This window comes from Rhodoferax sp. (genome assembly GCF_028715765.1).
In the GTDB taxonomy this organism is placed as follows: domain Bacteria; phylum Pseudomonadota; class Gammaproteobacteria; order Burkholderiales; family Burkholderiaceae_C; genus Rhodoferax.
In genome coordinates, this window is sequence record NZ_JAQURE010000019.1 from 38,800 (window position 1) to 58,393 (window position 19,594).

Sequence of the window (19,594 nt, forward strand, 5' to 3'; positions counted from 1 at the left end):
TATAGCCTAGGCTTGTTCCAGAAACCGCTGTGCGTCTAACGCGGCCATGCAGCCGGTACCAGCGCTGGTAATGGCCTGGCGGTACACATGGTCTTGCACGTCTCCTGCGGCAAAAATACCGGGCACGCTGGTTTGGGTAGCAAAACCCTGGTTGCCACCTTGGGTCACGATGTAACCCCCACTCATGGCCAATTGGCCTTGGAAAATATCGGTATTGGGTGCGTGGCCAATGGCGATGAAACAGCCTTTGAGGGTGATGTCTTCGGTTGCACCGGTGTTCACATCCCTCAAGCGCACACCGGTCACGCCACTGGCATCACCCAGCACCTCGTCGAGCGTGCTAAAGGTTTTAAGCACAATGCTGCCAGCTGCCACTTTGGCCATCAATTTGTCAATCATGATGGGTTCAGCCCGAAATTTGTCGCGGCGGTGAATCAACACCACCTTTTTGGCAATGTTGGACAAATACAGCGCTTCTTCAACGGCTGTGTTGCCGCCGCCCACCACACAGACGTCTTCACCTCGGTAGAAAAAGCCGTCGCAAGTGGCACAACCCGACACCCCGCGCCCCATGAAAGCTTCTTCAGACGGCAAGCCCAAATACTTGGCAGAGGCACCGGTGGCCAAGATCAACGCGTTGCAGGTGTAGCTGCCGCTGTCACCCTTGAGGGTGAACGGGCGCTTAGAAAAGTCAACCTGGTTGATGTGGTCGAACACAATCTCGGTTTTAAAGCGCTCCGCATGCGCCAAAAAGCGCTGCATCAGGTCAGGGCCTTGCACACCATCCACATCGGCCGGCCAGTTGTCGACCTCGGTGGTGGTCATGAGCTGGCCGCCTTGCGCAATGCCGGTGATCAGAAGGGGCTGCAAGTTGGCACGCGCGGCATAGATGGCGGCGGTGTAGCCTGCAGGGCCGGAGCCCAGAATAAGAACTTGAGCGTGTCGGGTGGTTGTCATGAGGATTCTTTCTGAAAGCAAACTTAAAGTGCCCTGGAGTGACCGTGTACAGTTAGGTTTCTAAAACCCGGTCTGTCCCAAGATGGGCTATGTTTGAACAAATGTTGCAAGAAGGATTATCTGATGGCTGTACTTACCAATGTAGATTTGCTGCGCAGAGTCAGTATTTTCTCAGAGTTGACCGAGCATCAGATGGCGCAACTGGCTGATAGCGTGACCAAGCAACGCCTCAAACGCGGCGAACTGATTGTGGAGCAAGGCAAAAAAAGCAACGCCCTTTTTATCATTTTGTCTGGCAAAGCCCGTGTGGTGATGACCGACCGACGCGCCCGTGAAGTGATTTTGGATGTGATTGGTCCAGGCGACTACGTGGGTGAAATCAGTTTGATAGACGGCAAAACCCATTCTGCCAACGTGCAAGCTGAGAGCGTATGCGACGTGTTGGTGTTGGGGCGGGCGCAATTTCACCACTGTTTGCAAGAAAACCATGCCATGGCCAACTCGGTCATCAAAGGCTTGGCGCATCGCCTGCGCAAAGCCGATGAAAAAATCAGTTCACTGGCCTTGATGGATGTGTATGGCCGAGTGGCACAAGCCTTGATTGAAGCCGCGCATGTGGCTGGAGAAAACCACTTGCTTATTCGCGAAAAAATCACCCGCCAAGACATTGCCAAGCGGGTGGGCGCATCACGTGAAATGGTCAGCCGCGTGATGCGCGACTTTGAGGAACAAGGCTTTATCAAAACCAACGAAGATGGCTCGGTGTCTTTGACCGAGCGACGCGCCACCACCCGCTGAAACAGCCACATCTTGCATGTCCTACTCACTTCACACCCTGCACCCTACACGCACCAAACCCGCACCTGTTCAACGCTCAGTCTTGGCACGTTTTGCCAGCGAGCTGACCTTGGCTGTAGGTCTCTTGGCCTGGGTGCTTTGGCTGGTGGCACTGGGCACGTATGCGCTGCAAGATGCCGCCTGGTCCAGCTCTGGCACGGGTGAGCCACTGCGCAACCGGTTGGGCTGGCTGGGTGCCTGGGTGGCCGATGGCAGTTATTTTTTACTCGGCTTTTCGGTCTGGTGGTGCGTGGCAGCGGCCGTGCGCGCGTGGCTCTCGGCGTTGGCGCGCTGGTTGCGCGAGCACGACCTGCTGGCCGCGGGTGAACTGGCTGTGGTGCCCAGCACCCAGCGCTCTGAGCGCCTGCAGCGCCTGACGTTCTGGCTGGGTTTGGTGCTTTTGCTGGTGGCCAGTGCCGCGCTGGAGTGGTCGCGTTTTTACAGTTATGAGGCGCGCCTGCCGGGCCACAGCGGTGGCATTTTGGGCTATCTGGTGGGCCCCTTGGCGATGCACTACTTGGGGTTCACTGGCTCAGGCCTGCTGGCCATTGTGCTGGGTGGCTTGGGTGCGGCCATGGTGTTTCGGTTTTCATGGGTCACGCTCGCCGAGCGCCTGGGTGCCTGGATGTTGGGGCACATTGAAACCCGGCGCGAACAAAAAGAGCTGGCGCAAGACAAAGCCTTGGGCAAGCAAGCCGCCAAGGAGCGTGCCGAAGTGCTGGTGGAAGAGCGCCAAGAGCAAGCCGAGCACCGCCCAGTGCCCATTCGCATTGAGCCCGTGGTGGCTGAAGTGCCCCCCAGCACGCGGGTGGCCAAAGAGCGCCAGCAAGCGTTGTTTGTAGACCCCTCTGACACCAAACTGCCGCAGGTGGATTTGCTCGATGCCGCGTTAAGCCGCCAAGAAACCGTGGCCCCCGAGACGCTGGAGATGACCAGCCGCATGATCGAGAAAAAGCTCAAAGACTTTGGCGTGGATGTGACCGTGGTGCTGGCACAGCCCGGCCCGGTCATCACACGCTATGAAATTGAGCCCGCCACGGGTGTCAAAGGCTCGCAGATTGTGGGCTTGGCCAAAGACCTGGCGCGCAGTTTGAGCCTGGTGTCGATCCGCGTGGTGGAGACCATTCCGGGCAAAACCACCATGGCGCTGGAGCTGCCCAACGCCAAGCGGCAAACCATCAAGCTGTCTGAAATCCTGGGCTCGCAAACCTACCACGAGGGCAAATCCCTGCTGACCATGGGCTTGGGCAAAGACATTATTGGCAAAGCGGTGGTGGCCGACCTGGCCAAAATGCCGCACGTGCTGGTGGCCGGTACCACCGGCTCGGGTAAATCGGTGGGTATCAACGCCATGATTCTGAGCCTGCTCTACAAGGCCGAAGCACATGACGTGCGCCTGCTCATGATTGACCCCAAGATGCTGGAAATGTCGGTGTATGAGGGCATTCCGCACCTGCTGTGCCCGGTGGTGACCGACATGAAACAAGCTGCCAACGGCCTGACCTGGTGCGTGGCCGAGATGGAGCGCCGCTACAAACTCATGAGCAAAATGGGGGTGCGCAACCTGGCCGGTTTCAACACCAAGTGGGACGAAGCCAAGGCGCGTGGTGAATTCATCTACAACCCCTTCAGCCTGACCCCTGAGAGCCCCGAGCCGATCGAGCGCCTGCCGCACATCGTGGTGGTGATCGACGAGCTGGCCGACCTGATGATGGTGGTCGGCAAGAAGATTGAAGAGCTGATCGCCCGGCTGGCGCAAAAAGCCCGTGCCGCCGGTATTCACCTGATTCTGGCCACCCAGCGCCCCAGCGTGGACGTGATCACCGGCCTGATCAAGGCCAATATTCCGACCCGCATTGCGTTCCAGGTGTCAAGCAAGATTGACAGCCGCACCATCCTCGACCAGATGGGGGCCGAGGCCTTGCTTGGCATGGGTGACATGCTCTACATGCCCAGCGGCACCGGTCTGCCGATCCGGGTACACGGCGCGTTTGTCAGTGATGACGAAGTGCACCGCGTGGTCACCTACCTGAAAAGCCAGGGCGAGCCCAACTACATTGACGGCATTCTGGAAGGTGGCACGGTTGACGGTGAAGACGGCGCGGCGGGCGAGGGCGGTGGCGCCGGCAGCGGTGAAAAAGACCCGCTCTACGACCAGGCGGTGGAAGTTGTCCTTAAAAACCGCAAGGCCAGTATTTCGCTGGTGCAGCGCCACCTCAAAATCGGTTACAACCGGGCAGCGCGGCTGGTGGAAGACATGGAAAACGCTGGCTTGGTCAGCAGCATGAGCACCAGCGGTCAGCGCGATATTTTGGTGCCCGCACGCAACGAATAAGTCAAGGATATTCATGAAACGAATTGCTCTTTTATTTATAGCTACTTACGCTTGTATATCAAGCGCTACAGGCCTAAAAAGCTTAGAAGAATTTGTCAAAACGGTAAAAACCGGCAAAGCCGACTTCAGCCAGGTGGTCACAGCGCCCGCCAAAGACGGCATGGCGCCCAAAGTCAAAACCTCGACCGGACAGTTTGAATTTGCCCGCCCCAACCACTTCCGCTTCACGTACACAAAACCTTTTGAGCAAACCATCGTGGCTGACGGCCAAACCCTGTGGCTGTATGACGTGGACTTGAATCAGGTCACGGCGCGTCAGCAAGCCAGCGTGTTGGGCAGCACCCCGGCCGCGCTGATTGCTTCAGCCGCCGATGTGCAAGCCCTCAAGGCTGATTTTGTGCTGACCGATGCGCCCGACAAAGATGGCTTGCAATGGGTCACCGCCACACCCAAGGCCAAAGATGGCCAGTTGCAAACCGTGCGAATCGGCTTCATAGCCGCTGCCGATGCGCCAGGCAGCACGCTGCAGGTGCTGGAAATTTTGGACAATTTTGGCCAGCGCTCAGTCTTGACCTTCAAGCAGTTTCAGACCAACCCGGTTTTGCCCAGCAGCGCCTTCACCTTCAAGCCGCCAGCCGGTGCGGACGTGATCAAGCCCTGAGAACGGCGCCACGTCAGCGCCCTGCCCTGGGCCAAGCCGCTTCAAAAATGCTGCGGGAACACCATGCTGAACGTGGTCATACCGTGGTCTGACTGGGCACTGATGCGCCCGCCATGCGCCTGCACGATAGACTGGGTGATGGCCAGCCCCAAGCCCGTGCCCTCAGCCCTTGCCGCAGGATACAACTCTTGGCCTGCGCGCTGGCGTGCTGGGTCGACCCGAAAAAAGCGGTCAAACACCCGCTCAAGATGTTCCGGGGCAATGGTTTCGCCCTGGTTGGTGACGCTGATTTCAATCTGATCAGCCAGGTTTTGGAGTTCAACCCGGATCACACTGCCCGCCTGGGCATGGCGCACCGCGTTCGATACCAAATTGCTCAGGGCGCGGCGCAGCATCAGCCGATCTGCCCTCAGGCGAGCCTCACCGCTCAACTGCAAAGACAGGTTTTTTTCTTCGGCCAGCATCTCAAAGTAATCCAGCACGGTTCGCACCTCTTGCGCCATGTCAAGCGTTTCAAGCCGCGGCAACACCAGCCCGTGGTCGGCCTTGGCCAGCAGCAACATGTCGGCCATCATGCGTGCCATGCGCTCAAACTCCTCCAGGTTGGACTCCAGCACGTTGCGGTAGTCGTCGGCGCTGCGCGCGCGTGACAGGGCCACCTGGGTTTGCGTCATCAGGTTACTCACCGGCGTACGCAACTCGTGAGCAATGTCAGATGAAAACGCTGACAGCCGCGTGAAGGCATCTTCCAGCCGAGCCAGCATGTTGTTCAATGACTGGGCCAACTCGGCCATCTCCACGGGCAGGTGCTGCAGGTGCAGGCGGTGACCCAACTGCTGCGCTGTGATGCCCTGCGCCTGGGTGCGCATCTCCAGCAGGGGCGCCAGCCCGTGGCGCACCGCCCAGCCACTCAGCACCGCAGTCAGCACCGCCGCACCAGCCACAAACCACCACAGGGTGTGTAAAAACGCCTGCATGAACGCCTGGTGGTGGCCAATGTCAATGCCCGCGGCCACAAACACTTCGGCGCGTTGTCCCTGCGCGTCTTTCACCGCAGTGGGCAGGCGTGCAGCCAATACCCGGTAGGTGTGCGACTCCAGCGGCCACAGCACCGCCCCCGGCAGCGCCTGGCGGGCTTGAGCCACCACTTGTTGCGGGTCAAAACTGGCGTGCGCCGTGGCGAACAACACGCTTTGGTCAGCATCAAGCAGCAGCACCTCCAGCCCATGGTGCCCCACCAGCGAGCGCGCCAGTTGGTGCGCCATCCCGGTCAGGTCTTGTGGCGTGGCGACATGTTGCAAAGCCTGGGTGATCAGCTCCATCTTGCCGGAGAGCACGTCCATGTCCAGGTCTTCAAAGTGCTGCTGCACCGACTGCGCCACCACGGCTCCCAGCCCCAACAACACGGCGCTGGCAATGGCCACAAACAGCAGGGTCAGGCGTTGCGCCAGGGTCAGTGCTTTAAGCCGTGGTGCATGCAGTGCACTCACAGCGGCTGCTCCAGCACGTAGCCCATGCCACGCACGGTGCGAATCAGTTTGGGCTCAAACGCATCGTCCACCTTGGCGCGCAGGCGGCGCATGGCAACTTCGATCACATTGGTGTCACTGTCAAAGTTCATGTCCCACACTTGCGAGGCAATCAGCGAGCGTGGCAGCACCTCGCCTTGGCGGCGCAGCAGCAGCTCCAGCAGGGCAAATTCCTTGGCGGTGAGGTCAATGCGCTGGCCGGCGCGGCTGACGCGTCGGCGCAGCAAGTCCAGCTCCAGATCAGCGGCATGCAAAAACGGTTCGGTGGACGGTTTACCGCCACGACGCAGCAGCGTTCGCACCCGCGCCAGCAGTTCGGAAAAAGCAAACGGTTTGACCAAGTAATCGTCAGCGCCCAGCTCCAGCCCCTTGACCCGGTCGTCGACCGCGTCACGGGCGGTCAAAAACATCACCGGCAGGTCTTTGCCCGCACGGCGGATGCCGGCCAGCACGCCCCAGCCATCCAGCCCCGGCAGCATCACATCCAGAATCGCCAGGTCATAGGCTTCAGTCAAGGCCAAGTGCAAGCCGTCCACGCCATGGCGTGCCAGGTCCACGGTAAAACCGGCCTCGCTCAGGCCCTGTTTCAGGTAGTCACCGGTTTTGGGTTCGTCCTCGACGATCAGGATTTTCATGGGTATTGGTGTGGAATTCGCCTGGCTATTCTGCCTGCATGGCTCGCCACGCTGCTGACTGACGGCACAAGATAACAAACTTGTCACTTTCCCGACAGCTGGCTGTGGGGCGGGACATTGGATACTCACGACAGTAAGTTATTTATGCATTGGATAGCGTTTTAATGCTATTTAATACATAGCTGATTGTGCTTACTATATATGGTCTAGAGGCCTAAAACACTGTAAATTTTTCAAAAAGGATGATGCATGCAACGCCGTCAATTTATCCAAACCAGCAGCTTCGCACTGTCCACCTCGCCCTGGCTGGGCAACGCCTGGGCACAGGGTGACATGCCGCATGACATGAATGCCATGCCCGGTATGGCTGGCATGCACAGCGGCGGCGCAGCCACAGCAGCCGCAGCCGCGCTGGCCCCGGTCGAGGCCATTGCCGCTGGCGCACCCTTGGCTGCTTTGAGAAAACTGGTGAACACCAGCAACCAGCCAAGAGTGTTTCGTGCCACCTTGCGTGCCGCGCCGGTGTCACTGGCGGTGCTGCAAAACGGCTCACCCACCGAGTTCTGGGCCTACAACAACAGCCTGCCCGGCACGCTGATCGAGGTGATGGAAGGCGACACGGTCGAGATTGAATTCATCAACGCCTTGCCGCAGCCGAGCACCATCCACTGGCATGGCCTGCCGGTGCCACCCGAACAAGACGGCAACCCGCAGGATGTCGTGCCAGCGGGTGGACGGCGCGTCTACCGCTTCAAATTGCCCCTGAACTGCGCGGGCACTTACTGGTATCACCCGCACCCACATGGCTTCACTGCCGAGCAGGTTTACCGCGGGCTGGCGGGCCTGTTCATTGTGCGGGCCAAGAACGACCCGCTTAAAAGTATCCCGGAACGGCATTTGGTTTTTTCAGACCTCAAGCTGGGCGCGGATGGCCACATTGCCGCCAACGACATGAACGACGAAATGAACGGGCGCGAAGGCCAGTTTGCGCTGGTGAATGCGCAGCGCCAACCGCTGCTGACGTTTGATGCCGGTGGCCGCGAACGCTGGCGCATCTGGAACGCCAACAGCGCCCGTTATCTGCGCCTGACATTGCCGGGTGCCACGTTCACGCTGGTCGGCACGGATGGTGGCTTGCTGGCGAAACCCGTGACTGGCCTGACCGAGCTGCTGATGACCGCAGCTGAGCGCATGGAGGTGATTGTGGATGCGCCAAAGGGCGGTGGTAAGGTGGGCCTGGTGACCGCGCCGGTGGAGCGCGGCAAGATGGGCGAGGTGCCACCCGAGCGTCCCATCACCCTTTTGGATGTGGATTTTTCAGCCGTCAAGCCTGAGCGTCTGGCCGCCTTGCCCAAGCTGCCTGGCACGTTGCGCCGTATTCAGCCGCTGGGCGCGGTCAAGGCCAAAAAGCGCGTGGTTTTTTCAGAAGAGATGTCAATGGCTGGTGGCGTACACAGCATGAAGTTTTTGGTCAACGGCAAAAACTTTGACATGCAGCGGGTTGATTTCACCAGCCGCATCAACGAAGTGGAGTTGTGGGAAATTGCCAACGACTCTGACATGGATCACCCGTTTCACATCCACGGCACGCAGTTTCAGGTGGTTGAACGCGAGGTTGATGGCAAGGTCACGCCTGAGCCTTTGCTGGCCTGGCGCGACATGGTGAACACCCGTTCTGGTGAAACCGTGCGCATCAAGCTGGTGCAGCGTCACAAGGGCTTGCGCATGTTTCATTGTCACATCCTGGAACACGAAAACGCCGGGATGATGGGGCAAGTCAACGTTATTTAAAGGAAAACACATGAAAGCCCTTGTATTACCTGCGCTGATAGCTATCAATTTTGTATATGCTGGCGCTGCTTTTGCACAGATGGATCACAGCACGCATGGTGCTGCCACCACCTCTGCCACCGCTGCTGCTGCACCCAAGGCGCAGGCCATAGACTTGGGTGAAGGTGTGGTCAAAAAAGTCAACAAAGCCAGAGGCACAGTTACCTTGGCGCACGGCGCACTACCCAACGGCATGCCGCCAATGACCATGGCCTACAAAGTCAAGGACAAAGCTTGGCTGGATCAGTTACAGGCTGGGCAAAACATCCGCTTTGCCACCGACCCTGCCGATGGTGGCATGACGCTGACCCGGTTTGAGCTGGTCAAGTAAATCCAAGCACCGCGGCCCCCGGTGTGGTCGCTGGGTTGATCTAACGCGCTGTTGTCAGCCTATATCTTTGTCAACATCCGAGACCGCGCTATTGGCAGCTATGGGCTAGAACTGAACAGCAGCAAAATTTCCTGGCCTTCTGCCTAAGTTAGCGTACGAATTTGGCCTCGCAAAACGGTAATTGAATACTTACCGCGCAAGATACCCTTGCGCAATCGGCTTCAAGGCGGCAGCCGTGATGCCCAGTGCCGCCAGACCGGGCAGCTGGCCGCTGGCCACGTTGTCTTGCTTCATCGAGTCCAGGTTGTCCAGACTCATCAGTGGCTCGCCGGGCGCCAGGCTCATCATGCTGGCTTGCAAGCGCCCTGCCCATTCCGGCAAACCCAACACCGGGCGGCCGCGTCCACCACACACACCGCTGAGTTGCGCGGACAGTTGCACCAGCTCTTTGAGGGTGTAGACATCTGGGCCCGCCACCTCGATGGTGCGTGGCGAAGGCAATGTACTGACCCCTTGGAGACAAGCCACCACGGCGCTGGCCACATCTTCCACCCAGACCGGCTGAAACCGGGCACTGGCGCCAGCCAGTGGCATCAGCGGAAACACCTTTTGCAATTTGGCAAACAGGTTTAAAAATTTGTCGTTGGCACCAAAAATCACACTGGGGCGAAGAAGACTCAAGTCAAACCCATGGTCGGCTCCGGCACCCGCACTGCCACCCACAGCAGCCTGTATCAACACCGCCTCACCCTCACTTTTGGAGCGCAAATACATCGACGGCAGGCTGTCGGGCTGCTGCGCATTGGCGCCCAAGGCGCTCACATGCACCAGTTGCTTGACCCCGTTGACCAAACACGCACGGGCAATTTTTTGCGGCAAGGCGACATGGGTGTGCGCAAAAGCGGCTTGGTCACCATGCAAGATGGCCACCAGGTTGACCACTGCGTCATGACCGGTCATCGCTTGGGTCAACACAGCCTCGTCATGCACACTGAGCTCTTGCACCGTCAGCCCTGGCAAGTGCTGCACCGCATTGGCGTTGGCTCGGCGGCGCGTGGGCACCGTCACATGCCAGCCCTCGCGCACCAGTTTTTCACACACGTGGGCACCGACAAAGCCGGTACCACCTAAAACAAAGATTTTTTTCATGGCTCAATGATGCGCTTGTTTGGGTTGTCCCCAAGGGCATGGGGTTTAACCGAGAAAACGGCTAAAGAACCACCGGCTCCATCTCCAGCATCAGGCCAAAGCGCTCGTACACACTGGTTTGAATGGCTTTGGCCAGGGTCATGACTTCACCGCCAGTGGCCGCGTCTGCCCCATTGACCGAGCCACGGTTGACCAACACCAGCGCTTGTTTTTCGTACACACCCGCCTGCCCGACCGATTTGCCGCGCCAGCCACAGGCGTCAATCAGCCAGCCAGCCGCCAGCTTGATGGCACCGTCTGCCAGCACGTAATGCACCACCTTGGGGTCGCGGGCAATGATGTCGGCACATTGCTCAACGGAGACCGTGGGATTTTTGAAAAAACTGCCGGCGTTACCGATCAGCGCAGGGTTAGGCAGTTTGGCACGCCGAATCTCACACACCCAGTCAAACACCTGCTGCGCGCTGGGCTGGGGGCAGGCGTGTTCAGCCATTTTTTTCTCAAGGTCGGCATAGCCCAACATCGGCACAAAGCGCTTGGGCAGGCAAAAGCGCACCCGCAAAATCAAAGCACGGTTTTTAAGGCCAATTGGCCTCTGATGCCGGTCTAGACTGCCTGAGCTGCTATGTTTAAAAACAGAATCACGGTAGCCAAAAGCGCATTGCGCTGCGTTCAAGGTGAACACGTGACCAGTGTCAAGGTCGATGGCGTCCAAAGACTCAAAACGGTCTTGCAGTTCCACCCCATAGGCGCCGATGTTTTGCACCGGTGCGGCGCCCACGGTGCCGGGAATCATGGCCATGTTTTCCAGCCCGCTGTAGCCCTGCACCAGCGTCCAGGCCACAAAGTCGTGCCAGTTTTCGCCCGCACCGGCTTCCACAATGAAGGCCTTGGCGGTCTCAGCCACCAGCTTGCGGCCCCCAATCTCCACCTTGAGCACCAGCGGTTTGACATCGCCCGTCAGCACCAGGTTGCTGCCACCACCCAAGACAAATTTATCTGCCCCCGCCCACTGTGGTTGCTGTAGCAGCGCCAGCACGTCGTCTTGGCTGTGAATGCGGCACAGCGCATGCGCTTTGGCCACAATGTGGAAACTGTTCAGGGACTGAAGGGGGACATTTTTCTCGACTAACATCCAAGAATTGTCATTGATTTTTATGAGACCTTTCCATGCCTTCTTTTGATACCGTTTGCGAAGCCAAGCTGGTGGACGTGAAACACGCCGTTGAAAACACCAGCAAAGAAATTGCCACCCGTTTTGATTTCAAGGGCACGCCAGCCGCCATTGAACTCAAAGACAAAGAGGTCACGCTGATTGGCAATGCCGATTTTCAGCTCAGCCAAATCGAAGACGTGCTGCGCAACAAGCTCACCAAACAAAGTGTGGATGTGCGCTTTTTGGACAAGGGCGAGGTGCAAAAAATGGGCGGTGACAAGGTCAAGGTAGTGATCAAAATCCGTGATGGCATTGAGACCGAGCTGGCCAAAAAAATCCAGCGACTGATCAAAGACAGCAAACTCAAAGTGCAAGCCGCCATCCAAGACGGCAAACTGCGCGTGACCGGCAAAGAGCTTGATGCGCTGCAAGCCACCCAGGCCTTGATTCGCAAAGAAATTGCCGACATGCCACTGAGTTTTGACAACTACCGCAGTTAAAACTTAAGTTCAGCCCGCCTCAGCCCATGAGCCTGCTGCTTAGAACCGAAGAAGACTACGAAAACCTGCTCGGGCAGTGGTCTGACCTGGAGGCCAGCCTGGGCGTGATCTTGGCGCACCCCAGCAGCGCCCAAGAGTTTGAAGCCCGGCTGTACCAATATGGCCGCTGGATGCAAGACCTGGTGGCGCACGATGCCAATCTGGCACTGTATTTGTTGTTTCAATTGGCAGTGCAGTCGCCGGTGGGCTACAGCGCCTCACACGCGCTGGCCTGCGCGGTGTTGTGCCACTTGATTGGCCCGAAATTTGCCCTGAACACCCACGAATGCAACAGCCTGGAGCTGGCCGCACTGACCATGAACGTGGCCATGACCGAGATGCAAGACCAGTTGGCCACGCAGCTGGACAAGCCCAACCGCGAACAGCAGGCCGCCATCCACAGCCATGCCGCGCTGGGGGCGGCACTGCTGCAAGAGCTGGGCATTCATAACTCTTTGTGGATGCGCACGGTCGAGCTGCACCACCAAGACATCGACCCTGCCACACCACTGGCTGAACTCACGCCACCGCACCGCTTGGCGCACATCCTGCAAGTGGTGGACCGATACGCTGCCATGATCAGCCCACGCCAGTCCCGCGAAGGCCGCAGCGCGGCCGAATCAGCCCAAAGCCTGCTGGGTCACTCGGCGTCGGCGCCCAATCCGGTGGGGCAAGCGCTGGTGGCACTGGTCGGCAACTATCCACCGGGGACTTATGTGCAGCTTGAGGATGACAAAGTGGCCGTGGTGTTGCGACCCGACGCCCAGCTGGGTCAGCCTGATGTGGCCATTGTGCTCAACAGCCGGGGCGACGTGCTGCGCCCGCCCACCTTACACCGCACCTCAATGGGCAGCCCACGCATCAAGACCGCGCTGTCTGCCTCGAAAATCCAGGAGCGGCTGAACCACCATTTGATTTTGCAGTTGGGTTTGTCAGCTGCTCCAGCATCTCTTTGGTCACCAGGGTGATGCCCGAGGGGGTGACGCGGAAATGCTTTTTATCTTGCGCCGCATCCACACCAATGACAGTGCCTTCGGGCAGTTTGCAATTCTTGTCAACAATGCATTTTTTCAGCACGCAATACCGCCCCACATCCACACCGGGCAGCAGCAAAGTGTCTTCTACCGTGGCGTAGCTGTGCACTTGCACGCCACTGAACAACATCGACCGGCGCACCACGGCGCCGCTGATGATGCAGCCCCCTGAGACCATGGAATCCACCGCCTTGCCACGGCGTGTATCGTCATCAAACACAAATTTGGCCGGGGGTGTTTGCGGCTGCCAAGTCCAGATCGGCCAGTTTTCAGCATACAAATTCAGGTCGGGGGTGACTTGCACCAGGTCAATGTTGGCGGCCCAAAAGGCATCAAGCGTGCCCACATCGCGCCAATAAGCGGGTTTGCCAGGCTCAGTGACGCAGCTGTCTGAGAAATTTTGGGCATAGGTGCGGTAGCGTTTGACACAGTGCGGAATGATGTCTTTGCCAAAGTCGTGGCTGGACTGCGGGTCATCCGCGTCGCGCTGCAGTTGTTCGTACAAAAAGCTGGCATTGAACACGTAAATGCCCATGCTGGCCAGCGCTTTGTCGCTTTGGCCAGGCATGGCGGCAGGTTGCTCGGGTTTCTCGGTAAAGTCCACCACCCTGGACTCGTCATTGACCGCCATCACGCCAAAACTGCGCGCCTCTTCCAAGGGCACTTCAATGCAGGCCACGGTCAGGTCGGCTTTTTTGGCCACATGGGCGGCCAACACGCGGCCGTAGTCCATGCGGTAAATGTGGTCGCCCGACAAGACCAACACATACTCAGGCCGGGCATGGCGGATTTCTCGCAAGTTTTGAAACACCGCGTCGGCTGTGCCCTGGTACCAGTGCTCGCCGCTGGACTGCTGCTGCGCCGGCATGATCTCAATGAACTCGTTGAGCCGGCCATCCAGAAAGCTCCAACCCAGCTGCAAATGCCGAATCAGACTTTGCGACTTGTATTGGGTGGCCACCCCCACCCGGCGCACGCCCGAGTTGACGCAGTTGGACAGGGTGAAGTCAATGATGCGAAATTTGCCACCAAAAGGCACGGCCGGTTTGGCGCGAAAGTCGGTCAACTCATGCAACCGGCTACCGCGCCCACCCGCCAAAATCAGGGCGAAGGTGCTGCGGGTGAGCTGGCTGACAAAGCGCGGGTCATGCCCCGCCTGAACGTGCGCGGGCAGACTGGAAGAGGTGATGGGCTGAACCATGGTGAGTGCTCCTGAATGTGTGAACGGCTTGCCCACACTAGCAAGATTCAGACCCTCAGGTACTGATACAGATCAGCTCACGGTACCAAAATTTTCAGGCATTTGAATGGCCACAATCTCGCCCCGAGCGGTGGCCACACCAGCGGCGTAAACGGTGGCCTCGACCACCACTTTGCGGCCTTTGATTTCTTTGACCCGGCCACGGATTTCAAGTGTTTCAGTGATCGGCGTGGGCTTGAGGTAGTCCACATGCAAAGAACCGGTGACAAAACGAAACGCCGGCAAGGTGTCCATGGCACGACCTTCTTGGCGGTACATGGCGGCAGCGGCCGTGCCGGTGCCATGGCAGTCAATCAGGCTGGCCAGCAAGCCGCCATAGGTGTAGCCCGGCACGGCGGTGTGGTAGGGCTCGGGGGTGAAATGGGTCACGGTCTCGTCGCCATCCCAAAAGGTTTTGATGCGGTGGCCATGCTCGTTTTGGGCGCCACAGCCGTAGCAATGCGCCAGATTTTCAGGGTAATACTCTTGAAATGCTTTCATCAGGGTCTCCGGTTAGTTGAATCGTTGTTATGCTATTGATAGCTGTATGCTCTTTATCCATAAGCTCTAGAGGCCAATTTCTTATATATTATTTAACGCATCAATGGCTGACATGCAGCTTGGCATGAATGCGCTGGGTGGTGCGCCACACCGCCCACAGCACCACCGGCACCAAGGCACCAGCTGCCATTTCGGGGTTGATGGGCAGACCCGCTGCCTTGAGCGCCTTGCCGCCATACAGCAGCAAGCTGATGACGTAGTAGGAAATGGCCGCAATCGACAAGCCTTCCACCGTGCTCTGCAGCCGCAACTGCGTGGCCTGGCCGTGGGTGAGCTGCTCCAGCAGCTGCTGGTTTTGCACCTCGGTGGCAATGTCAACTCGGGTGCGCAGCAAATCGCTGGTACGCGCCACCCGCTCCGACAACGAGGCCAGGCGCTGCGCGGTAGCCGCCACCGTGGCCATGGCGGGTGACAAGCGCCGCTGCATGAATTCGCCAATGGTTTGCGTGCCCGGAATGGCTTTTTCGCGCAGCTCGGTAATGCGTTGCCCGACCAGCGTGTAGTAGGCCTGGGTGGCAGAAAAACGGTAATTGTTTTCAGCCGTGGCGCGCTCCACCCGCGCCGCCAGCGACACCAGGGTATCGAGCAATTCTTGGTCAGAGGCCGACTTGTCTTCTAACTGCGCGGTGATCAGCATCAGCGCCGCTTCGGCTTCGGCCAGCTTGGGTGCCAGCAGTTTGGCCACAGGCAAGCCGCGCAACGCCATCAGGCGGTAGGTTTCCAGCTCCAGCAGGCGCGCGGCAATGCGCCCGGCACGGGTTTGACTGGTGCCCTCAGGGGCAATCACCAGCATGCGCTCAAAGCCGTCGGCCTGCATTCGAAATTGCGTCAGCGCCCACGAGTGCCCCATGGGGTGAGCGTAGCCATGCCGGTTGTTGGGTTCCGTCACTGGCAGCGCCGCCTGGCTTGGGTTGCTGCCCATCAGCGACGCCACCACGGTGCGCCCACCCAGCCAGTTGACGGCCTGTGCCATCAGCACCGTGGCCTCATCCAGCGGCGCGTTCACCATGGCCAACTGCACTGCCGCCACCGTGCGACCGGGAATTTGCGCAAACCACTGTGCAGGCAGCGCCAAGCTGCTCAACAAATCAGGCTCGCTGGCGCCCAGTCCAGCCTCTGGCGGCAGCGGTTGCACGATGGAATAGCGGGTGAACTCGGTGTGCCGCTCCCACTTGACCGTGAACCCATCCAGGCGCAAGCGCAAAAAATTGCTGTTCAGCTGCTCTGGCGCCAGCTCTGCTTGACCCGGCAAGCGGCGCAAATGGGCGCACTCGGCTTGTCGGCTCACGCCGGCATTGAGCACGGCCACATACACAATCAGCGCAGGTAACCGAATGCGTGCGCTAGGGCGCGCATGCACCTCGTTGTGCAGCTCTAGGCGCAGGCTGTCGTCTGGGGGGAGCCAGCTGCGGTCAGCGGCCAAGGAATCAGGGGCAAGGGCTAGGTGCATGGGTCAGATTTTGCCCTCATTCACCTGACATGCTGCTCACAAACTGGTGACAAATGCCGCCACATCCGGGCGCAAACGTGCCGACTTGGCTTTGGACACGGTGCCGAAGTTGATGCAGCACACCGCCAGCTCGTGCGCTTGCAACGCAAACAAGGTGCGCAAGGGCGCTGAAGCCAAGGCCTGGCCGCTGGTCAGACCAGAGCCAAAACCCAGCGCATTGGCCACCAACAGCATGTTTTCAATGGCACAGCCCAATGACACCAGCCGTTCGGCATCACCCACCGCCAACTCACCGGCCAGATGGCGCTTGTCATCTTGCTCGGGGGTGCTGCCGGTCAGCCGGGCAATGGCCAACATCAAAAAGGGGGCACGAAATGCCTTGTCACGGGCGTTTTCAATTTGCTCGGGTGTGGCCGCTGGGTCACGGTCTTGCAACGCCTGGCCAAACACATCGGCCAGGCAACCGCGCTTGTCCAAGGGAACCTGCACAAACCGCCACGGTTGCAGCTGGCCATGGTCTGGTGCAGCGGCAGCGGCAGCCAAAATGTCACTCAGTTGCGCGGCACTGGGGCCAGGTTCCACCAAGCGGCGTGGTGCCACATGCTGACGCGAATGCACCAGCACTTTGGCAAACTCAAAAAAATCCTGGCCCGGTAAAACATCCATTTCTTGCCCCATGGTGAAGTCAATTCAGTGTGCCTTATTTTGGCGTTTTGCTGGTTTACCCTGAGCCACCTCAAACGATGGGACACTATTGCCCCTTGCCACACCGCCGCCACACCTTGATTCGCCCCCTTCAACATCTTTTTCACCACCCCGCAGCTCGCCTGCGCCTTGGCACTGAACTGGCCGGTTTGTGGCAACTGGCCTGGCCCATTTTGGTGGGGCAGCTGGCCTACGTGGGCATGGCGGTGGTGGATGTCGCCATGGCGGGGCATGCCAGCGCGCAAGATTTGGCTGGGGTGTCGCTGGGGGTGTCGATCTGGAACATGCTGATGCTCACCGTGATGGGCATCATGATGGCCATCAACCCGATCGTGGCCCACCAGGTGGGCGCCCGGGAGCACGCCCAAGTGCCCCACATGGTGCGCCAAGCGCTGTGGAGCGCTGCGGGCGTAGGCATGGTGGCGCTGGGCTTGGCCAACCTGTCTGCGCTGCTGTTTGACCACATGCAGCTCGAACCCAAGGTGCATGACATTGCCAAAGATTTTGTGCTGATCTCCAGCCTGGCGTTACCACTGTTTGCCTGCTACCGGGTGCTGTATGGCTACAGCACCAGCCTGAACCAAACCAAACCGCTGATGGTGATTGCACTGCTGTCGCTGGGGCTCAACGTGGTGGTCAACAGTGTGCTGGTGTTTGGGCTGGCCGGTTTTCCGCGCCTGGGTGGAGTGGGCTGCGCTTGGGCCACGCTGCTGACTGTGGTGTTTAACTTGTTGGCGTTGTTGTGGTGGATGCATCGCGCCAGCGCTTACCAGTCGACCTGGCCGTTTGCTCAGTTTGAAACGCCGCAGTGGGCGAGCATTGTCAGCTTGCTGAGACTGGGCTTGCCGATTGGCATCACCTACTTTGCCGAAACCAGTGCGTTTAGCCTGATTGCACTGCTGATTGCCAAGTTTGGCAGCACGCAAATGGCAGCGCACCAAATTGCGCTGAACTTCACCTCGCTCACCTTCATGCTGCCGCTGAGTCTAGGGCTGGCGCTGTTGACCCGGGTGGGACATTCGTTAGGTGCGGGCGATGCGGTGTTGGCACGCTACCAGGCTTGGGTGGGGGTAGGCGTGGGGCTGGGAATTGCCGTTTTGTCAGCAAGCTTGATGGCCGGGCTGAACCACAGCATTGCCAGCCTGTACACCAGCGACGCGGCAGTGATCGCACTCACCGCCGAGTTGCTGCTGCTGGCCGCCGTGTTTCAGTTTTCAGATGCCACGCAAGTGATTGCCAGTTGCGCCATTCGGGGCTACAAGGTCACCCGAGCACCGATGGTGATCCACATGACGGCGTTTTGGGTGTTTGCCTTGCCGCTGGGCATGGTGCTTGGCTTGGCTCCCGCCTGGCTGCCTTGGGCGCCAGCGCAGCCCATGGCCGCGCAGGGGTTTTGGATGTCGCTGATTGTGGGGCTGACGGTGGCTGCACTGGGCTTGGTGCTATTGCTCAGAAAAGTCTCGCGCAGCCGGCTACCCGTCAGCCCTTCACCGCAGGGCTGATCTCAGTGCAACGGCACGCCGGTTTTGCTTTGCAGTTCTTCAAAGCTCACACCGGGGGCGCGCGCCACCACTTTGAGGCCGTGCGGTGTGATGTCAAGCACGGCCAGGTCGGTGATGATGCGGTCTACCACGCCCACACCGGTCAAGGGCAAGGTGCATTCGGGCAAGATTTTCAGGTCAATCGTGCCGTCTTTCTTTTTGGCCACGTGTTCCATCAGCACCACCACGCTTTTCACGCCACCCACTAGGTCCATCGCGCCGCCCATGCCTTTGACCATCTTGCCCGGAATCATCCAGTTGGCCAGGTCACCCGTGGCACTGACCTGCATGGCGCCCAAAATGCTCAGGTTGATCTTGCCGCCACGGATCATGGCGAAGCTGTCGTGGCTGCCGAAAATGCTGGAGCCGGGGATGGTCGTCACGGTTTGTTTGCCGGCGTTGATCAGGTCGGCATCCACTTCATCTTCGGTGGGAAACGGGCCAATGCCGAGCATGCCGTTTTCGCTTTGCAGCCAGACCTCGATGCTGGGGTCTACAAAATTGGCCACCAAAGTGGGCAGGCCAATGCCCAGGTTCACATAAAAACCGTCTTGTAATTCTTTGGCGGCCAGTGCGGCCATTTCGTCGTGTGTCCAAGCCATGATCAAACTCCTGCTTTTTGGGTAATGGTTTTTTTCTCAATGCGCTTTTCTGGCGTGGCATTGAGCACGAGGCGATTCACATAGATGCCAGGCAGGTGCACGCTGTCGGGGTCAAACGTGCCGACCTCCACAATTTCTTCAACTTCCACCACGGTGATCTTGCCCGCCATGGCCACTGCCGGGTTGAAGTTGCGCGCAGTGCGGCGAAACAGCAGGTTGCCACTTTTGTCAGCTTTCCAGGCTTTGACCAACGACACTTCTGGCACCAGGGCGTGCTCAAGGATGTAGACATGGCCGTCAAACACGCGGTTTTCTTTGCCTTCGGCCACCAGCGTGCCAACACCGGTGCGCACATAAAACGCCGGAATGCCAGCACCGCCAGCACGCAGCTTTTCGGCCAGTGTGCCTTGTGGCGTGAACTCAAGCTGCAATTCGCCTGCCAGGTATTGGCGCTCAAACTCCTTGTTTTCGCCCACATAGCTTGAAATCATTTTGCTGATCT

The 19,594-nt window shown here is 59.0% G+C and carries 19 protein-coding genes; 8 read left to right on the plus strand and 11 right to left on the minus strand.

Going from position 1 to position 19,594, the window contains the following annotated elements:
- Window positions 1-6 precede the first annotated feature (6 nt).
- Window positions 7-957 (minus strand): thioredoxin-disulfide reductase, encoded by a 951-nt coding sequence (gene trxB / locus PHT20_RS08565; RefSeq protein WP_301020180.1) that lies wholly within the window; start codon window positions 955-957, stop codon window positions 7-9.
- Between the two features lie 123 nt (window positions 958-1,080).
- Here trxB and PHT20_RS08570 point away from each other — a divergent pair, with 123 nt between their 5' ends.
- Genes PHT20_RS08570 through lolA form a run of 3 tightly spaced genes read left to right on the plus strand, consistent with a single transcriptional unit; the run spans window position 1,081 to window position 4,790 of the window.
- Window positions 1,081-1,755: a Crp/Fnr family transcriptional regulator gene (locus PHT20_RS08570; RefSeq protein WP_301020181.1), complete on the plus strand. Its 675-nt coding sequence runs from the start codon at window positions 1,081-1,083 to the stop codon at window positions 1,753-1,755.
- Between the two features lie 16 nt (window positions 1,756-1,771).
- The gene (locus tag PHT20_RS08575; RefSeq protein ID WP_301020182.1) at window positions 1,772-4,129 is read left to right on the plus strand and encodes a DNA translocase FtsK; all 2,358 of its coding nucleotides are present in this window, start codon (window positions 1,772-1,774) and stop codon (window positions 4,127-4,129) included.
- A gap of 13 nt (window positions 4,130-4,142) precedes the next feature.
- Window positions 4,143-4,790 (plus strand): outer membrane lipoprotein chaperone LolA, encoded by a 648-nt coding sequence (lolA, locus tag PHT20_RS08580; protein WP_301020183.1) that lies wholly within the window; start codon window positions 4,143-4,145, stop codon window positions 4,788-4,790.
- A gap of 41 nt (window positions 4,791-4,831) precedes the next feature.
- Here lolA and PHT20_RS08585 read toward each other — a convergent pair whose 3' ends face one another.
- Together PHT20_RS08585 and PHT20_RS08590 are read right to left on the minus strand one after the other, a co-directional pair.
- Complete coding sequence (locus PHT20_RS08585) at window positions 4,832-6,280, minus strand: heavy metal sensor histidine kinase (protein WP_301020184.1); 1,449 nt, start codon at window positions 6,278-6,280, stop codon at window positions 4,832-4,834.
- Window positions 6,277-6,954 (minus strand): heavy metal response regulator transcription factor, encoded by a 678-nt coding sequence (locus tag PHT20_RS08590; protein ID WP_301020185.1) that lies wholly within the window; start codon window positions 6,952-6,954, stop codon window positions 6,277-6,279. The genes PHT20_RS08585 and PHT20_RS08590 overlap by 4 nt, the downstream gene beginning before the upstream one ends.
- A gap of 249 nt (window positions 6,955-7,203) precedes the next feature.
- On the opposite strand from PHT20_RS08590, the gene PHT20_RS08595 reads away from it, so the two are divergent.
- Both PHT20_RS08595 and PHT20_RS08600 read left to right on the plus strand, forming a co-directional pair.
- Window positions 7,204-8,745, plus strand: a complete 1,542-nt coding sequence (locus tag PHT20_RS08595) for a multicopper oxidase family protein (protein WP_301020186.1) — start codon at window positions 7,204-7,206, stop codon at window positions 8,743-8,745.
- Between the two features lie 10 nt (window positions 8,746-8,755).
- Entirely contained in the window at window positions 8,756-9,115 is a 360-nt protein-coding gene (locus tag PHT20_RS08600) for a copper-binding protein (RefSeq protein WP_301020187.1), read from the plus strand.
- A 189-nt stretch (window positions 9,116-9,304) separates the two neighbouring features.
- Here the strand turns inward: PHT20_RS08600 and PHT20_RS08605 are convergent, their stop codons facing one another.
- Window positions 9,305-10,264 carry a complex I NDUFA9 subunit family protein gene (locus PHT20_RS08605; RefSeq protein WP_301020188.1) on the minus strand — a complete coding sequence of 320 codons (960 nt, stop codon included), beginning with the start codon at window positions 10,262-10,264 and terminating at the stop codon, window positions 9,305-9,307.
- A gap of 61 nt (window positions 10,265-10,325) precedes the next feature.
- On the minus strand, window positions 10,326-11,399 hold the full coding sequence (gene murB, locus PHT20_RS08610; protein ID WP_301020189.1) for a UDP-N-acetylmuramate dehydrogenase: 1,074 nt from the start codon (window positions 11,397-11,399) through the stop codon (window positions 10,326-10,328).
- Between the two features lie 35 nt (window positions 11,400-11,434).
- Here murB and PHT20_RS08615 point away from each other — a divergent pair, with 35 nt between their 5' ends.
- Together PHT20_RS08615 and PHT20_RS08620 are read left to right on the plus strand one after the other, a co-directional pair.
- Window positions 11,435-11,920, plus strand: coding sequence for a YajQ family cyclic di-GMP-binding protein (locus tag PHT20_RS08615; protein WP_301020190.1), 486 nt, complete (start codon window positions 11,435-11,437; stop codon window positions 11,918-11,920).
- A 26-nt stretch (window positions 11,921-11,946) separates the two neighbouring features.
- Window positions 11,947-12,927, plus strand: a complete 981-nt coding sequence (locus PHT20_RS08620; protein ID WP_301020191.1) for a phosphodiesterase — start codon at window positions 11,947-11,949, stop codon at window positions 12,925-12,927.
- Here the strand turns inward: PHT20_RS08620 and glgC are convergent.
- The 4 genes from glgC to PHT20_RS08640 all read right to left on the minus strand — a co-directional run bounded on the left by glgC (window position 12,821) and on the right by PHT20_RS08640 (window position 16,910).
- Window positions 12,821-14,194 carry a glucose-1-phosphate adenylyltransferase gene (gene glgC, locus PHT20_RS08625; protein WP_301020192.1) on the minus strand — a complete coding sequence of 458 codons (1,374 nt, stop codon included), beginning with the start codon at window positions 14,192-14,194 and terminating at the stop codon, window positions 12,821-12,823. The two genes, PHT20_RS08620 and glgC, sit on opposite strands and share 107 nt — an antisense overlap.
- Before the next feature lie 72 nt (window positions 14,195-14,266).
- Window positions 14,267-14,734, minus strand: coding sequence for a PaaI family thioesterase (locus PHT20_RS08630; protein ID WP_301020193.1), 468 nt, complete (start codon window positions 14,732-14,734; stop codon window positions 14,267-14,269).
- A gap of 100 nt (window positions 14,735-14,834) precedes the next feature.
- On the minus strand, window positions 14,835-16,244 hold the full coding sequence (locus tag PHT20_RS08635; RefSeq protein ID WP_301020194.1) for a DUF3422 domain-containing protein: 1,410 nt from the start codon (window positions 16,242-16,244) through the stop codon (window positions 14,835-14,837).
- A 36-nt stretch (window positions 16,245-16,280) separates the two neighbouring features.
- The gene (locus tag PHT20_RS08640) at window positions 16,281-16,910 is read right to left on the minus strand and encodes a nitroreductase family protein (RefSeq protein ID WP_301020195.1); all 630 of its coding nucleotides are present in this window, start codon (window positions 16,908-16,910) and stop codon (window positions 16,281-16,283) included.
- Window positions 16,911-17,026: 116 nt separating this feature from the next.
- Here PHT20_RS08640 and PHT20_RS08645 point away from each other — a divergent pair, with 116 nt between their 5' ends.
- Window positions 17,027-18,451, plus strand: coding sequence for an MATE family efflux transporter (locus PHT20_RS08645; RefSeq protein ID WP_301020196.1), 1,425 nt, complete (start codon window positions 17,027-17,029; stop codon window positions 18,449-18,451).
- 2 nt (window positions 18,452-18,453) lie between these two features.
- Here the strand turns inward: PHT20_RS08645 and PHT20_RS08650 are convergent, their stop codons facing one another.
- Both PHT20_RS08650 and PHT20_RS08655 read right to left on the minus strand, forming a co-directional pair.
- Window positions 18,454-19,092, minus strand: a complete 639-nt coding sequence (locus PHT20_RS08650) for a 3-oxoacid CoA-transferase subunit B (RefSeq protein ID WP_300081968.1) — start codon at window positions 19,090-19,092, stop codon at window positions 18,454-18,456.
- Between the two features lie 2 nt (window positions 19,093-19,094).
- Window positions 19,095-19,594, minus strand: a 500-nt coding sequence (locus tag PHT20_RS08655; protein ID WP_301020197.1) for a 3-oxoacid CoA-transferase subunit A, incomplete at its 5' end; no start/stop codon positions are given.

What these genes read in the sequence shown, in the direction of transcription:
- trxB (WP_301020180.1), bottom strand. Translation starts at nt 957, where the DNA reads ATGACAACCACCCGACACGCTCAAGTTCTTATTCTGGGCTCCGGCCCT.
- PHT20_RS08570 (WP_301020181.1), top strand. Translation starts at nt 1,081, where the DNA reads ATGGCTGTACTTACCAATGTAGATTTGCTGCGCAGAGTCAGTATTTTC.
- PHT20_RS08575 (WP_301020182.1), top strand. Translation starts at nt 1,772, where the DNA reads ATGTCCTACTCACTTCACACCCTGCACCCTACACGCACCAAACCCGCA.
- lolA (WP_301020183.1), top strand. Translation starts at nt 4,143, where the DNA reads ATGAAACGAATTGCTCTTTTATTTATAGCTACTTACGCTTGTATATCA.
- PHT20_RS08590 (WP_301020185.1), bottom strand. Translation starts at nt 6,954, where the DNA reads ATGAAAATCCTGATCGTCGAGGACGAACCCAAAACCGGTGACTACCTG.
- PHT20_RS08595 (WP_301020186.1), top strand. Translation starts at nt 7,204, where the DNA reads ATGCAACGCCGTCAATTTATCCAAACCAGCAGCTTCGCACTGTCCACC.
- PHT20_RS08600 (WP_301020187.1), top strand. Translation starts at nt 8,756, where the DNA reads ATGAAAGCCCTTGTATTACCTGCGCTGATAGCTATCAATTTTGTATAT.
- PHT20_RS08605 (WP_301020188.1), bottom strand. Translation starts at nt 10,264, where the DNA reads ATGAAAAAAATCTTTGTTTTAGGTGGTACCGGCTTTGTCGGTGCCCAC.
- murB (WP_301020189.1), bottom strand. Translation starts at nt 11,399, where the DNA reads ATGTTAGTCGAGAAAAATGTCCCCCTTCAGTCCCTGAACAGTTTCCAC.
- PHT20_RS08615 (WP_301020190.1), top strand. Translation starts at nt 11,435, where the DNA reads ATGCCTTCTTTTGATACCGTTTGCGAAGCCAAGCTGGTGGACGTGAAA.
- PHT20_RS08620 (WP_301020191.1), top strand. Translation starts at nt 11,947, where the DNA reads ATGAGCCTGCTGCTTAGAACCGAAGAAGACTACGAAAACCTGCTCGGG.
- glgC (WP_301020192.1), bottom strand. Translation starts at nt 14,194, where the DNA reads ATGGTTCAGCCCATCACCTCTTCCAGTCTGCCCGCGCACGTTCAGGCG.
- PHT20_RS08630 (WP_301020193.1), bottom strand. Translation starts at nt 14,734, where the DNA reads ATGAAAGCATTTCAAGAGTATTACCCTGAAAATCTGGCGCATTGCTAC.
- PHT20_RS08635 (WP_301020194.1), bottom strand. Translation starts at nt 16,244, where the DNA reads ATGCACCTAGCCCTTGCCCCTGATTCCTTGGCCGCTGACCGCAGCTGG.
- PHT20_RS08640 (WP_301020195.1), bottom strand. Translation starts at nt 16,910, where the DNA reads ATGGATGTTTTACCGGGCCAGGATTTTTTTGAGTTTGCCAAAGTGCTG.
- PHT20_RS08650 (WP_300081968.1), bottom strand. Translation starts at nt 19,092, where the DNA reads ATGGCTTGGACACACGACGAAATGGCCGCACTGGCCGCCAAAGAATTA.